The organism is Pseudomonas sp. IPO3749, from assembly GCF_013386605.1.
GTDB lineage: Bacteria > Pseudomonadota > Gammaproteobacteria > Pseudomonadales > Pseudomonadaceae > Aquipseudomonas > Aquipseudomonas azotoformans_A.
Genome location: NZ_JACARN010000069.1, coordinates 15207 through 29375, shown reverse-complemented (window position 1 = coordinate 29375; position 14169 = coordinate 15207). Strand labels below are relative to the sequence as shown.

Genomic DNA, 14169 nt, shown 5'->3' with positions numbered 1-14169 from the left:
CGCATTTCAGTTCAGGAACAACAGTCTGCAAAAAAAAGGCCTTCAACCTACAACCCAAAGGCCATAGCCCTACCCGCCTAAGTATTGTCGAGCGCACGCAAAAGAACATGCGCCCTACAAAAAAAGGAAAGGCGCGGTAAACCGCGCCTTCCTGGCACTTCGTCACTCGCCCTGTCGGGCCGGAGCGTCCAGCTCAAAAGCGGTATGCAGCGCGCGTACAGCCAGTTCCAGGTACTTCTCTTCGATCACCACCGAGACCTTGATTTCCGACGTGGAGATCATCTGGATGTTGATGCTTTCCTTGGCCAGGGCCTCGAACATGCGGCTGGCAACGCCCGCGTGAGAGCGCATGCCCACACCCACGATCGACACCTTGGCGATCTTGGTATCGCCGACCACTTCACGGGCGCCGATTTCCTTCGCAGTGTTCTGCAGGATCCGCTCCGCCGCATCGTACTCGTTGCGGTGCACGGTGAAGGTGAAATCGGTGGTGTTATCGTGCGAAACGTTCTGCACGATCATGTCGACTTCAATGTTCGCGCCGCTGATCGGGCCCAGGATCTTGAAGGCCACGCCCGGGGTGTCTGGCACGCCACGGATAGTCAGCTTGGCTTCATCACGGTTGAAAGCGATACCGGAAATGATCGGCTGTTCCATGGATTCCTCTTCATCAATAGTAATGAGGGTGCCCGGACCCTCTTTGAAGCTGTGCAATACGCGCAGCGGAACGTTGTACTTGCCGGCGAATTCCACCGCACGGATCTGCAACACCTTGGAACCGAGGCTGGCCATTTCCAGCATCTCTTCAAAGGTGATCTTGTCCAGGCGCTGGGCCACGGACACCACACGCGGGTCAGTGGTGTAGACGCCGTCCACATCGGTATAGATCTGGCATTCATCGGCCTTGAGCGCCGCTGCCAGCGCCACGCCGGTGGTGTCCGAACCGCCACGCCCGAGGGTGGTGATGTTGCCCTGCTCGTCCACGCCCTGGAAGCCCGCTACAACTACCACGCGACCGGCTTTCAGATCCGTACGGATTTTCTGATCGTCGATCTGCAGGATGCGCGCCTTGGTGTGCGCGCTGTCGGTCAGGATACGCACCTGGCTGCCAGTGTAGGACACCGCCGGCACACCGCGCTTGTTCAGCGCCATGGCCAGCAAGGCGATGGTCACCTGCTCGCCGGTAGACACGATCACATCCAGCTCACGCGGGAGCGGCTGTTGATCACCACTGATTGCCTTGGCCAGATCGATCAGGCGATTGGTCTCGCCGCTCATGGCCGACAGCACCACCACCAGGTCGTCGCCGGCATCGCGGAATTTCTTAACCTTGTCGGCCACCTGCTCGATTCTTTCGACAGAACCGACCGAGGTGCCTCCAAATTTCTGTACGATCAAAGCCATTTCTAAGCCGCCTCAGCCCGTAAAGGGGCGCCTAATATCCAATCAACCAGCACCGAACAGGCCCGTGACTAGACCACGGGCCGGTTAACAGTGCCTTAAATACCTGCCTCGACAAACGGCACGGTCAGGGCCAGGGCTGCGTCCAGGCTGCCGGCGTCTACACCACCGCCTTGCGCCATGTCCGGACGACCACCGCCCTTCCCGCCCACTGTCGCGGCGGCTTGCTTCATCAAATCACCGGCCTTGAGTTGGCCAGTCAGGTCCTTGGTTACACCGGCAACCAGAACGACCTTATCCTCATGGACACCGCCGAGCAGGATCACTGCGCGGCCGAGCTTGTTCTTCAACTGATCGACCAAGGCCAACAGCGCCTTGCCGTCCTGACCGTCCAGGCGTGCGGCCAAAACCTTCACATCCTTGACGTCCACCGCCGAAGCCGACAGATCGTCGCCCGCCGCGCTGGCTGCCTTGGCTTGCAACTGCTCCAGCTGCTTCTCCAGGGCGCGGTTGCGCTCCAGCACAGCGGACAGTTTGTCGATCAGGTTGTCGCGGCTGCCCTTGACCAGGCTGGCCGCTTCCTTGAGTTGTTCTTCTGCCGCATTCAGGTAGGCCAGGGCCGCAGCGCCGGTGACCGCCTCGATACGACGCACACCGGACGCCACGCCACCTTCGCTGATGATTTTCAGCAGGGCGATGTCACCGGTACGGTTGGCGTGGATACCGCCACACAGTTCTACCGAGAAGTCGCCGCCCATGCTCAGTACGCGCACGCTGTCGCCGTACTTCTCGCCGAACAGCGCCATGGCGCCCTTGGCTTTTGCAGTCTCGATATCGGTTTCTTCGGTTTCTACTGCAGTGTTCTTGCGAATCTCGGCGTTGACGATGTCTTCCAGGGCCTTGATCTGCTCCGGCTTGATCGCTTCAAAGTGGCTGAAGTCGAAACGCAGGCGCTGGCTGTCGACCAACGAACCCTTTTGTTGCACGTGATCGCCCAACACCTGGCGCAGCGCAGCGTGCAGCAAGTGCGTGGCCGAGTGGTTCAGCGCGGTGGCGTGGCGCACGTCGGCGTCGACCTGGGTGTCGACCGGCGCACCGACCGTCAGGTTGCCCAGCACCATCACACCGTGATGCAGGAACGCACCGCCAGTCTTGGTGGTGTCGCGCACGTCAAAACGACCGGACGTCGAACTCAGGAAACCACAGTCGCCCACCTGGCCACCGGATTCGGCGTAGAACGGCGTCTGGTCCAGGACCACCACCGCTTCTTCGCCTTCGTTCAATACATCGACCGACTTGCCGTCTTTATAGATGGCAACGATCTTGGCCGAGCCCACGGTAGCGTTGTAGCCGGTGAACTCAGTTGGCACATCAACCTTGACCAAGGTGTTGTAGTCCAGGCCGAACGAACTGGCGGAACGTGCACGCACGCGCTGGGCTTCCATCTCGCGCTCAAAGCCGGCTTCGTCGATAGTCAGCTCGCGCTCACGGGCGATGTCGGCAGTCAGGTCCATCGGGAATCCGTAGGTGTCGTACAGCTTGAACACCACGTCGCCCGGCACCACGGTGCCCTTGAGACCAGCCAGATCCTGCTCGAGAATTTTCAGGCCGTGGTCCAGGGTCTTGGAGAACTGCTCCTCCTCCGCCTTGAGCACGCGCTCGATATTGCCTTGCTGCTGCTTGAGTTCCGGGAAGGCTTCGCCCATCTCGGCAACCAGTGCCGCAACGATCTTGTAGAAGAAGCTGCCGGTGGCGCCCAGCTTGTTACCGTGGCGGCAGGCGCGACGGATGATGCGGCGCAGCACGTAGCCCCGGCCCTCGTTCGACGGCAGCACGCCATCGGCGATCAGGAAACCGCAGGAACGGATGTGGTCCGACACCACCTTGAGCGAAGACTGGCTTTCGTTGGCGCAGCCAATGGCTGCCGCCGAGGCGCTCAGCAGATTGGTGAACAGGTCGATTTCGTAGTTGGAGTGAACGTGCTGCATCACCGCACTGATCCGCTCCAGGCCCATGCCGGTGTCTACCGACGGCGCAGGCAGCGGATGCAACACGCCATCGGCGGTGCGGTTGAACTGCATGAACACGTTGTTCCAGATCTCGATGTAACGGTCGCCGTCTTCTTCCGGCGAGCCCGGCGGGCCACCCCAGATGTCGGCGCCGTGGTCGTAGAAGATCTCGGTGCAAGGGCCGCACGGGCCGGTATCGCCCATGGTCCAGAAGTTATCGGAAGCGTACGGCGCGCCTTTGTTGTCGCCGATACGGATCATGCGCTCTTCAGGCACGCCGATTTGTTGGGTCCAGATGTCATACGCTTCGTCGTCCGTCGCGTAGACGGTGACCCAGAGTTTTTCCTTCGGCAGCTTCAGCACGCCGGTCAGGAAGGTCCAGGCGAAGGTGATCGCATCTTTCTTGAAATAGTCGCCAAAGCTGAAGTTGCCCAGCATTTCGAAGAACGTGTGGTGACGCGCGGTGTAACCGACGTTTTCCAGGTCACTGTTCTTGCCGCCGGCGCGTACGCACTTCTGGCTGCTGGTAGCGCGGGTGTACGCGCGCTTTTCCTGGCCCAGGAAGCAGTCCTTGAACTGGTTCATCCCCGCGTTGGTGAACAGCAGGGTTGGGTCATTGCCTGGGATCAAGGAGCTGGAGGCTACACGGGTGTGGCCTTGCTCTTCGAAGAAGCGAAGGAAGGCTTCACGGATTTCTGCGCTTTTCATTAGGTTCTTCCACGGAGGCTGCGGCCAAAGGCCAGTGCGCAACATCATCAGACGGAGCGACGGCAAAGGGCCGCATTATATCGGCCCTTTGCCGGTGGTACAGCGTGTTTATACGATTGAAACGTTCAATTAGACGGCCTGCACTGTCATTTCCGCGAAAATTCGACGAATGTCTGCGCTACCTGCTCGATCTGCGCCCGGCTGACATCCAAATGCGTGACCATGCGCAGGCGCGGGGCGGCGCTCAACGTGATCCCGCGTTCGGCGGCAAATGTCTTCAAGGCCTGTGCCTGGTCACCGATCTGCACGTAGACCATGTTGGTCTGCACCGGCTCCACCTCATAACCGGCTTGGCGCAACGCATCGCCCAGCCATTGGGCGTTGGCGTGGTCGTCGGCCAGGCGCTGAACCTGGTGATCCAGGGCATACAACCCCGCTGCCGCCAACGAGCCGGCCTGGCGCATGCCGCCGCCGACCATCTTGCGCAGGCGCCGGGCCTTGGCGATCAACGCCGTGGAACCGCACAGCACCGAGCCAATTGGTGCGCCGAGGCCTTTGGACAGGCACACCGACACCGAATCGAAATGCTGGGCAATCTCGCGCGCATCCACGCCGAGCTTGACCGCTGCGTTGTAGAGCCGCGCGCCATCCAGATGCAGGGCCAGGTCATGCTCACGGGTGAACGCCCGTGCCTTTGCCAGGTAATCCAGTGGCAATACCTTGCCTTGCATGGTGTTTTCCAGCGCCAGCAAGCGGGTGCGGGCGAAGTGGAAGTCGTCGGGCTTGATCGCCGCCAATACATGGTCCAGGTCCAGTGAGCCATCGGCCTGCACGTCCAGGGGTTGCGGCTGGATCGAACCGAGCACCGCCGCGCCACCGCCTTCGTATTTGTAGGTATGGGCCTGCTGGCCGACAATGTATTCCTCGCCGCGCTCACAGTGGGCCATCAACGCCAGCAGGTTGCTCATGGTGCCGGTCGGGACGAACAACGCAGCGGCAAAGCCCAGGCGCTTGGCCAGCTCGGCTTCGAGGTGATTGACGCTGGGGTCTTCGCCATACACGTCATCGCCGCTGACGGCAGCAGCCATCGCGTCCCGCATGCCGGGGGTGGGTTGGGTCACGGTGTCGCTGCGCAGGTCGATCACAGACATGAAACAAGCCTCTGAAGGGTTGAGTAAGTTCCTTTCGAGTGTGATTACTGCGGGCAACGCCACGGAATATCAAGCCCCCCACGCATTCAATCGAATACCAACCAAACAAACCGATATAGGTTATCGATACGGCAATCGTGCAGTTTTCGAAAAACCATGTTAAAAACTCTCCGCCGCCAGGGTTCTGGTGGCAACGTTCTCAGGGCGGGGTGCAATTCCCCACCGGCGGTAATTACACGCAATGTGTATAGCCCGCGAGCGCTTGGCGCCTCGAACTGCTCACGCAGGACGGCGACAAGGTCAGCAGACCCGGTGTGATCCCGGGGCCGACGGTCATAGTCCGGATGAAGAGAGAACGGGATTGGCACCTAAGGGCCGCTCGTCTTGCGTACCCTTAAATCCCATTCGATTCATAACGCCCTGTTTTTTTCTTAAACAGGAGTCAGAACATGCAACCCACCGCAATCGACAGCAAAAGCAAAAACCACCACGGCGAGCGCGTCGCATTTATCCAGGCCTGCTGGCACAAGGATATTGTCGACCAATCGCGCAAAGGCTTCCTCGCGGAAATGATCGCCCAGGGCTACCAGGAATCGGACATCGATTTCTTCGAAGTCGGCGGCGCCTTTGAAATGCCCCTGCACGCCAAGCTGCTGGCCAAGACCGGCCGTTATGCCGGTATCGTTGCTGCCGCGCTGGTGGTGGACGGTGGCATCTACCGCCACGAGTTCGTCGCTCAATCGGTGGTCAGCGGCCTGATGCAGGTGCAGTTGGAAACTGAAGTGCCGGTGTTCTCCGTATCCCTGACCCCGCATCACTTCCACGCGGGCAGCGAACACCAGACCTTCTTCTACGAGCACTTCGTGCACAAAGGCCAGGAAGCTGCACGCACCTGCGCCGATACCCTGCACAAGGTGCGTGCGATTCGTCGCAGCGAGCCACGGGCTGTAGCCGTCTAAGAGACACAAAAAACCCGGTGTAAAAACCGGGTTTTTTCTTTTTCAGGCCAGGCCAGCGTCCGTCGTCGGCACAATCAATATCCCCGCTCGCAAACCATTCTTCACCTTCGGGTTGGGGAAAATGATGCGCGCCCCCTCCTCCTCGATCACCCAGCGGGTCTTGGCCACGTCCTCAGCCAACAAATAGCCCTGCGCCAACGGCGAGAAGTTCTCCACATCCGCCGGCAGGTGCATCAGGAACGAATCGCTGTGCTTGATGATTTCACGGGACACGGCAAACAGTTGCAGACCATCCAGGCTCTCGGTTTCCGGCTCGTTGCCTTCAATGATCTGCTTCAGGCGGGTTTCCAGGCGGGACACGTCCACGCCCTCGTTCTGCCCGAACGGCCGCGCCTTGCCCAGTTCCAAGGTGAAAGCCTCAGCCTCCAATTGCTCGTAGGTAAACGCGGTGAAGGTGATCGAGGTCTTGTTCTGCAACAGCACCGCTTCCATGCCGGCAGCGCGCAGGCGGGCCAGTTCATGGCGCGAATGCTGACGGCCGTCCTTCCACGGGTACAACGCGAACTGCTCGATCTTCGAGCCACGAATGGCCGTGTGCAGGTCGTAATGCAGGCGTGAACGGCCAGGCTGGCAGAAGAAGCTACGAGCCAGTTGCTCAAGCTCGGCGGCACGCATGGCCTCGGGGCCGATGTTTTTTTCGTGACGGCCGTTGAACAGCCGGTTGACGTCAAGTTCCAGGTAACGTTCGCCGCGGCGCATGGCCTCGGGGTTGCCGAACAGGAACAGAATACGGGTACGGGGTTTGATTTCCCCACGGGCTATACCATGCAACAGGCGGTCGAGCAGTTCGATCGGCGCGGTTTCGTTGCCATGGATGCCGGACGACAGCAACAGGTCGCCGCCATTGTCCTTCGCTTCAGGTGGGCGCACTTCAAGCGCGCCTTCGCTGAGCCAGCGCATTTGCACGCCGTCGACAGTCAGTTGAATTTTTTGCGCCGGTTCACGACCGGCGAGGGTCAGTTCAAGCAGTTTGCCGAGGGCGAGCATACGCAGCTTCCTTAGTGGTTGCAGCCTGGGCCGTGGACGTGATCGTCGTCATCACCTTCAACGTCGGCCGGTTCCATTTCCAGTTGCAGGCTCATCAGGTTGGTGGCCAGTGGGCGCATCAGCAGGTTGGCGTACTCGGCGTCACCTTCTTCCACGTCCACGCCGATCAGCAGTTGGCCACGGCCGTCGTGCTGGATCCAGATCTCCTTGCCCTGCCAGACCACGGCGACGCGGGTGCAGGAAGTTTCCAGCTGGGTGCCGTCGGTGTCTTCAAGAATCAGTTTCAGGGTGTCGGTGGTCATAAATAGCTCTCAGCCATGCGGCGTTTAATTGATCTGGAAAGGATAAACAGCGCCCAGTTTAAGGATTTGCGTCAGTTCATCCAGTGCCGTCCGGCATTCAAGCAGCAATTGCGGGTCAGCCAAGTCGCTTTCGCGCAGGCTGTCGCGGTAGTGCTTGCCTACCCACTGAGTCAGTGTTTCGTACAACGGCGCGGTCATGATAACGCCTGGATTCACCGCCGCCAGCTCCGTTTCGTTCAACGCCACACGTAAACGCAGGCACGCCGGGCCGCCGCCGTTCTGCATGCTTTGCTTGAGGTCGAACACCTTCACTTCGCGGATCAGACCACCGGCAGCGGTCAGTCCTTGCAGGTACTGCCAGACGCGCTCATTGGCACGGCACTCTTCCGGCACGATCAGCAGCATCGAGCCGTCAGCGCGACTCAACAATTGGCTGTTGAACAGGTAGGAACGTACCGCGTCTTCGACACTGACCTGGGCGCGGGGCACGCAGACGGACTGGAAGTTGCCGCCCAGCTTGCCCAATTTCCCTTGCAGTTCGGCGAGCATCTGCTCGGTATTGAGAAACGCGTCCTCGTGATAGAACAGTACTTCGCCGTTGCCGACCGCAATCACGTCGTTGTGGAACACGCCCGCATCGATCACTGCCGGGTTCTGTTGGGCGTAGACCACGCCGTCATCCTTCAAGCCGTGCAGGCGTGCGACCGCCTGAGAGGCTTCAAGGGTCTGGCGCGCCGGATATTTCTGCGGCGCCGGGTAACGGGGGTCGAACGCGCTGCGACCAAACACAAAAAATTCGACGCCCGCTTCGCCATAGTCACGGCAGAAGCGCGTGTGGTTGGCCGCGCCTTCATCACCGAACTGCGCCACCGCCGGCAACGCGGCGTGGTGGGCGAAGTGTTTATCATCGGCAAACATCGCGCCCAACACACGACTGGTGGTCGGGTGTTCGATGCTGCGGTGGTATTTGCAGTTGAGGTTGGCGGCGGTGAAATGCACGCGGCCGTCAAAGGTATCGGCGCTTGGGCTGACGGTGGCGGCGTTGGCCACCCACATGCTCGATGCGGAGCAACTCGCGACCAGCAACGGCATCGCATCCTTGGCCGCTTGCTGGATCACTTGCGCGTCGGTGCCGCTGAAACCCAGGCTGCGCAAGGCGGCCACATCAGGACGTTCTTGAGGTGCCAACACACCTTGCACAAAACCCATGTCCATCAGGGCTTTCATCTTCTGCAGGCCCTGCAACGCCGCTTCCTTGGGGTTGGAATGCTGCTGGCTGTTGCTCTGGGACGCGACGTTGCCGAAGGACAAACCGCCGTAGTTATGGGTCGGCCCCACTAGACCGTCAAAATTGACTTCATAGGATTTCATCGGCGAGGCTCCACGAACATCTGTTTTTATAGGCATCAATAGCAATCAGGACAATCGCACGCCGGGTGTCAGCACGGCTGGCAACACCAGGCTCGGGGTCTCAAGCGAGGCCACCGGGTACGCGCAATAATCCGCCGCGTAATAGGCACTGGCGCGATGGTTGCCCGACGCCCCTACCCCACCGAACGGCGCGGTACTGGCGGCGCCGGTCAGTTGTTTGTTCCAGTTGACGATGCCCGCGCGGCTTTCCAGCCAGAACTGCTGGTAGCGCGCTTCGGAGTCCGACAACAAGCCGGCAGCCAAGCCGTACTGGGTGTTGTTGGCCTCGGCAATCGCCGCTTCGAAATCAGCGTAGCGGATCACCTGCAACAGCGGGCCGAACAGTTCTTCGTCTTCGCGCTCGCTCACGCCAGTCACGTCGATGATGCCAGGGGTCAGCAAGGCTGCCTGATCCTGGGGCTGAGTCATTTCCAGCAGCGCCACGGCGCCATTGGCGAGCATCAGTTCCTGGGCGTCCATCAAGGCTTTGGCCGCCGCGAGGGAGATCACCGAGCCCATGAACGGCGCGGGTTGCTGATCAAAAGCGCCCACCTCGATCGTCGCGCTGACCGCCACCAGGCGCGCCAGCAACGCATCGCCCCACGCGCCTTCCGGCACCAGCAGGCGTCGGGCACAGGTGCAACGCTGGCCGGCCGAGATAAACGCCGACTGGATAATGGTGTACACCGCCGCATCCACATCCGCGACTTCGTCCACCACCAACGGGTTATTGCCGCCCATTTCCAGCGCTAGGATCTTGTCCGGGCGCCCGGAGAACTGCTGGTGCAAGTGATTGCCGGTGCGACTGGAGCCCGTGAAGAACAACCCGTCGATACCAGGGTTGGCCGCCAGCGCAATACCGGTTTCCCGCGCGCCTTGCAGCAGGTTCAACACACCCGCCGGCAGGCCGGCTTCGATCCAGCATTGCACGGTCAGCTCGGCGACTTTAGGGGTCAGCTCGCTCGGCTTGAACAGCACGGTGTTGCCCGCCAGCAGCGCCGGGACAATATGGCCGTTGGGCAAATGGCCAGGGAAGTTGTACGGGCCAAACACCGCCACCACGCCGTGAGGTTTGTGGCGCAGCACGGCGGTGGCGTCGCCCAGCGGGCCGCTCTTCTCGCCGGTACGCTCGCGGTAGCTTTGCACCGAGATCGCGATCTTGTTGGCCATGCTGGTGACTTCAGTGGCCGATTCCCACAGCGGCTTGCCGGTTTCCTCACCGATGCAACGGGCGATTTCGTCGGCACGGTTTTTCAGGGTGGCGGCGAAGGTCTCCAGAATAGCGATGCGCTCTTCCAGCGGGCGCTTGGCCCAGGCCGGAAATGCCTGTCGCGCGGCCTGCACGGCGGACTCAACCTGCTCGGCCGTGGCGCCATTGCCGGCCCACAGCACCTGCTGGGTCACCGGGTTGCGCGATTCAAACAGCTCACCCTGGCCAGCCAGCCAGCTACCTGCGATATACAGCGAATTCATTATTTCGACTCCCGAGCAGCAGACAACGGAACAGCACGCACTTGATCACCCACCACCAGTTGCAGGCGCTTGGCAGTCTGTGGATCGACCACCAGCGTGCCTGCCGCCAGGCGAGCCGGTGCGGCGGTAATGCGGCACTCTTCGCGCTTGCGGTTATGGATCAGGAACGGCGTGGCGTCGTCCCCCGGCGTGCCGATGGCCAGCACCAGTGACTGGCTGTCGCGTACGGCGCGGATCTTGGTGGTTTCACATTCCACCGCAGGTCCCGCGTCGAAGATGTCGACATAGCCCTGGTAGCTGAAGCCTTCGCTTTTGAGCATGCTCAGCGCCGGCTCGGTGTCCGGGTGGACCTTGCCGATCACGTTGCGTGCGTCTTCGGACAGGAAGCAGCTGTACAGCGGAAACTTCGGCATCAGCTCGGCGATAAACGCCTTGTTGCCCACGCCGGTGAGGTAATCGGCCTGGCTGAATTCCATCTTGAAGAAATGCCGGCCCAGGCTTTCCCAGAACGGCGAACGCCCCGCTTCGTTGGAGACGCCGCGCATCTCGGCAATGATCTTGTTGCCGAACAGTTGCGGGAACTCCGCGATAAACAACATGCGCGCCTTGGCCAGCATGCGACCGTTGAGGCCGGTGCGGTAATCGGCGTGCAGGAACAACGAGCACAGCTCGGAGTTGCCGGTGAGGTCGTTGGCCAGGAACAGCGTCGGGATCTCGCGGTAGATGTTCAGCTCCTGGGAGGCGCTGACTGTCAGGCCGACCCGGAAGTTGTACCAAGGCTCACGCAGGCCAACGGCGCCAGCAATGGCAGAAATCCCCACCACGCGGCCTTCGTCGTTTTCCAGCACGAACAGGTAGTCGGCATCGCCGCGCCCGGCGTCGCCGCGAAAGGTTTTCTCGGCCCAGCCCACGCGGTGGGTCAGGCGCTCTTCGTTGGCCGGCAAGGTAGTGAGGCCGGTGCCGGTGCTGCGCGCCAGATCAATCAGGGCCGGTAAATCGCTGCTGCGTACGGGACGAACGATCATGCTATCTCCTCGAACGGGCCGCTGTTGTCAGCCACCCGCGAAACTCTCTTTTTAAACCGCTACCAGGCGCACACTCGCGCCTTCACCAACACCCAGGGCTTCGGCCGCAGCCAGGTCCAACGTCACCGGTTTACCCGGCGCGTAGTCCAGTTCCAGCATCACCGCGCGGTAATCCTGCAACTGCGCGTTGCTCACCAGGTACTGGCGACCGACACCCTTGACCATCTCACCGATCTTCACCGGTACCACGCGGCTCTGGGCAATCGAACGAATGCCCGACACCCGTGCATGCAGCGTCGGGCCACCGTCGAAGATGTCGATGTAATGGTCAGTCTCGAAGCCTTCGCGCATGAGGATGTCGAAGGTGATCTGCGCACGCGGGTGCACCTGGCCCATGGCTTCCTGGGCTTCGTCCGGCAGCAGCGGTACGTAGATCGGGTAGTGCGGCATCAGCTCGGCGAGGAAGGTACGGCTTTTCAGCCCACACAGGCGCTCGGCGGCGGCGTAATTGAGGTCGAAGAAGTTGCGCCCGATGGCGTCCCAGAACGGTGAGTCACCGTTCTCATCGCTGTAGCCGACGATCTCGGTCACCACCGAGTCGGCAAAGCGCTCGGGGTGGCTGGCGACAAACAGCAGGCGGCCACGGGAATTGAGTTCCGACCACGGCGAACCGACCAGCTCAGGCACCACGTAGAAACTGGTGAGCAGGCTGTTGCCGGTGAGGTCGTGGCACTGGGAAAGCACGTGGATCTTGTTGTGGATCTTCAGCTCGCGGGAGGCGTGCACGAAGGTCTCGTTACGGAAACTGTAGAAGGGTTCCGAGTAGCCGGCCGAGGCGACGATGGCCGAGCAACCGGCGAGCTTGCCGGTCTCGGTGTCTTCGAGCACGAAGAAATAACTCTCTTCGCCATTGAAACTGACCTCGGCCGCGAAAGACGCTTCGCTGGCGGCGATCTTGTCGCTGAGGCGTTCCACATCATCCGGCAAGGAGGTGACACCAATCGGGCTGTCCGCAGCCAGACGCTGTACCTCGCCCAGATCAGCCATTTGCGCGGGGCGCATCACCAGCATGGTGTCACTCCTTAACTCGAAAAACTCATAGAGGGAAAAATGCCGGACAGTGCCTGATTCAACTCAGGCCCAAATATGGGAGCGGGCTTGCTCGCGAATGCAATCTGTCAGTCAATGCACCTGGCGACTGAACTACCGCTTTCGCGAGCAAGCCCGCTCCCACATTTGGAAACGGTCCGGCAAGCAAAATGTGTTGCTATCAGGCTTGGGTCAGCGCCTTCACAGCACGCTCAAAACGGTCCAGGCCTTCCTTGATATCCGCCTCTTCCACCACCAAACTCGGCGCAAAACGCACCACGTCCGGGCCGGCTTGCAGGATCATCAGGTTTTCTTTCTCGGCCGCGTTGAACACGTCCTTGGCCTTGCCCTTGAACGCATCGCTCAGCACGCAACCGAGCAACAGGCCCATGCCACGCACTTCGGTGAAGATGCCGTACTGCTTGCCGATCTGCTCCAGGCGCGCCTTGAACAGGTCGTGCCTGGCATTCACGCCAGCCAGCACTTCTGGGGTGTTGATCACGTCGATTACCGCTTCGGCCACCGCACACGCCAGCGGGTTGCCGCCGTAGGTGGTGCCGTGGGTGCCGACGACCAGGTGCTTGGCCAGCGCTTCGGTGGTGAGCATGGCTGCGATCGGGAAACCGCCGCCCAGGCTCTTGGCGCTGGTGAGGATGTCCGGGGTCACGCCGTAATGCTGGTAAGCGAACAGGTGGCCGCTGCGGCCCATGCCGGTCTGCACTTCGTCGAACACCAGCAGCGCGTTGTTGGCGTCACACAGGTCGCGGGCGCCTTGCAGGTAAGCCAGCTCGGCCGGCAGTACGCCGCCTTCGCCCTGGATCGGCTCCAGTACAACAGCGCAGGTCTTGTCCGACACAGCAGCTTTCAGCGCAGCCAGGTCGTTATAAGGAACGTGCGTGATACCGGTGATTTTAGGACCGAAACCATCGGAGTACTTGGACTGGCCACCGACGTTGACGGTGAACAGGGTACGGCCGTGGAAGCTGTTCAGCGCCGCGATGATCTCGTACTTCTCGCTGCCGAAACGGTCGAACGCGACGCGACGGGCCAGCTTGAACGCGGCCTCGTTGGCCTCAGCGCCGGAGTTGCAGAAGAAAACACGCTCGGCAAAGGTGGCGTCGATCAGCTTGTGGGCCAGGCGCAGCGCCGGCTCATTGGTGAAAACGTTGGAGACGTGCCACAGCTTGTTGGCCTGTTCGGTCAGTGCACCGACCAGCGCCGGGTGGGCGTGGCCCAACACGTTGACCGCGATGCCGCCGGCAAAGTCGATCAGCTCGCGACCCGCCTGGTCCCACACGCGCGAACCTTCGCCACGTACAGGAATGAATGCGGCCGGTGCGTAGTTAGGCACCATGACCTGGTCGAAATCGGCACGTTGCACCGGGGCTTGCTCAACGGACATCGGAGTCTCCTGAAGAGGAACGCCTGCCTGGAACTGGCGGGCGATGCAGGGATTGTAAGGACAGTTTTCAGCGCGGCCTTGCCGCCAAGCGACAACTTCTTATAGCGCCAACCCGCGATTTTGGCGGGTTTACGCCAATGCGACAAATAGCGTCGCAATGGCGCAGTTTAAACTAACTATCTAGAGTCGGCGG

At 61.0% G+C, this 14169-nt stretch carries 11 protein-coding genes and 1 riboswitch; of the genes, 1 reads left to right on the top strand and 10 read right to left on the bottom strand.

Translation table 11 applies throughout. The features are described 5' to 3' along the window. Window positions 1-162: 162 nt before the first annotated feature. From HX812_RS24745 to ltaE, 3 genes are all read right to left on the bottom strand, one after another. A complete protein-coding gene (locus tag HX812_RS24745) occupies window positions 163-1404 on the bottom strand; it encodes an aspartate kinase (protein ID WP_010208327.1) in 1242 nt (413 codons plus the stop codon). Between the two features lie 95 nt (window positions 1405-1499). Next, the gene (gene alaS, locus HX812_RS24740; RefSeq protein WP_038844126.1) at window positions 1500-4118 is read right to left on the bottom strand and encodes an alanine--tRNA ligase; all 2619 of its coding nucleotides are present in this window, start codon (window positions 4116-4118) and stop codon (window positions 1500-1502) included. Between the two features lie 146 nt (window positions 4119-4264). Further along, a complete protein-coding gene (gene ltaE, locus HX812_RS24735) occupies window positions 4265-5269 on the bottom strand; it encodes a low-specificity L-threonine aldolase (protein ID WP_038844128.1) in 1005 nt (334 codons plus the stop codon). A 191-nt stretch (window positions 5270-5460) separates the two neighbouring features. Beyond that, window positions 5461-5630: riboswitch (FMN riboswitch) on the top strand. An 88-nt stretch (window positions 5631-5718) separates the two neighbouring features. Here ltaE and HX812_RS24730 point away from each other — a divergent pair. Continuing rightward, window positions 5719-6228, top strand: coding sequence for a 6,7-dimethyl-8-ribityllumazine synthase (locus HX812_RS24730; RefSeq protein WP_038844130.1), 510 nt, complete (start codon window positions 5719-5721; stop codon window positions 6226-6228). Between the two features lie 42 nt (window positions 6229-6270). Here the strand turns inward: HX812_RS24730 and astE are convergent, their stop codons facing one another. The 7 genes from astE to HX812_RS24695 form a co-directional block, all read right to left on the bottom strand. Then, window positions 6271-7275: a succinylglutamate desuccinylase gene (astE, locus tag HX812_RS24725; protein ID WP_038844132.1), complete on the bottom strand. Its 1005-nt coding sequence runs from the start codon at window positions 7273-7275 to the stop codon at window positions 6271-6273. A gap of 11 nt (window positions 7276-7286) precedes the next feature. Beyond that, window positions 7287-7577, bottom strand: coding sequence for a hypothetical protein (locus HX812_RS24720; RefSeq protein ID WP_003214319.1), 291 nt, complete (start codon window positions 7575-7577; stop codon window positions 7287-7289). A 24-nt stretch (window positions 7578-7601) separates the two neighbouring features. Further along, window positions 7602-8948 carry an N-succinylarginine dihydrolase gene (astB, locus tag HX812_RS24715; RefSeq protein WP_038844135.1) on the bottom strand — a complete coding sequence of 449 codons (1347 nt, stop codon included), beginning with the start codon at window positions 8946-8948 and terminating at the stop codon, window positions 7602-7604. Between the two features lie 45 nt (window positions 8949-8993). Beyond that, window positions 8994-10463 carry a succinylglutamate-semialdehyde dehydrogenase gene (gene astD / locus HX812_RS24710; RefSeq protein ID WP_161630231.1) on the bottom strand — a complete coding sequence of 490 codons (1470 nt, stop codon included), beginning with the start codon at window positions 10461-10463 and terminating at the stop codon, window positions 8994-8996. Then, a complete protein-coding gene (gene astA / locus HX812_RS24705) occupies window positions 10460-11485 on the bottom strand; it encodes an arginine N-succinyltransferase (protein WP_033901301.1) in 1026 nt (341 codons plus the stop codon). The genes astD and astA overlap by 4 nt, the downstream gene beginning before the upstream one ends. A gap of 51 nt (window positions 11486-11536) precedes the next feature. Continuing rightward, complete coding sequence (gene aruF, locus HX812_RS24700) at window positions 11537-12556, bottom strand: arginine/ornithine succinyltransferase subunit alpha (RefSeq protein WP_003175655.1); 1020 nt, start codon at window positions 12554-12556, stop codon at window positions 11537-11539. 199 nt (window positions 12557-12755) lie between these two features. Beyond that, window positions 12756-13976, bottom strand: a complete 1221-nt coding sequence (locus HX812_RS24695; RefSeq protein ID WP_038848979.1) for an aspartate aminotransferase family protein — start codon at window positions 13974-13976, stop codon at window positions 12756-12758. Window positions 13977-14169: the final 193 nt, after the last annotated feature.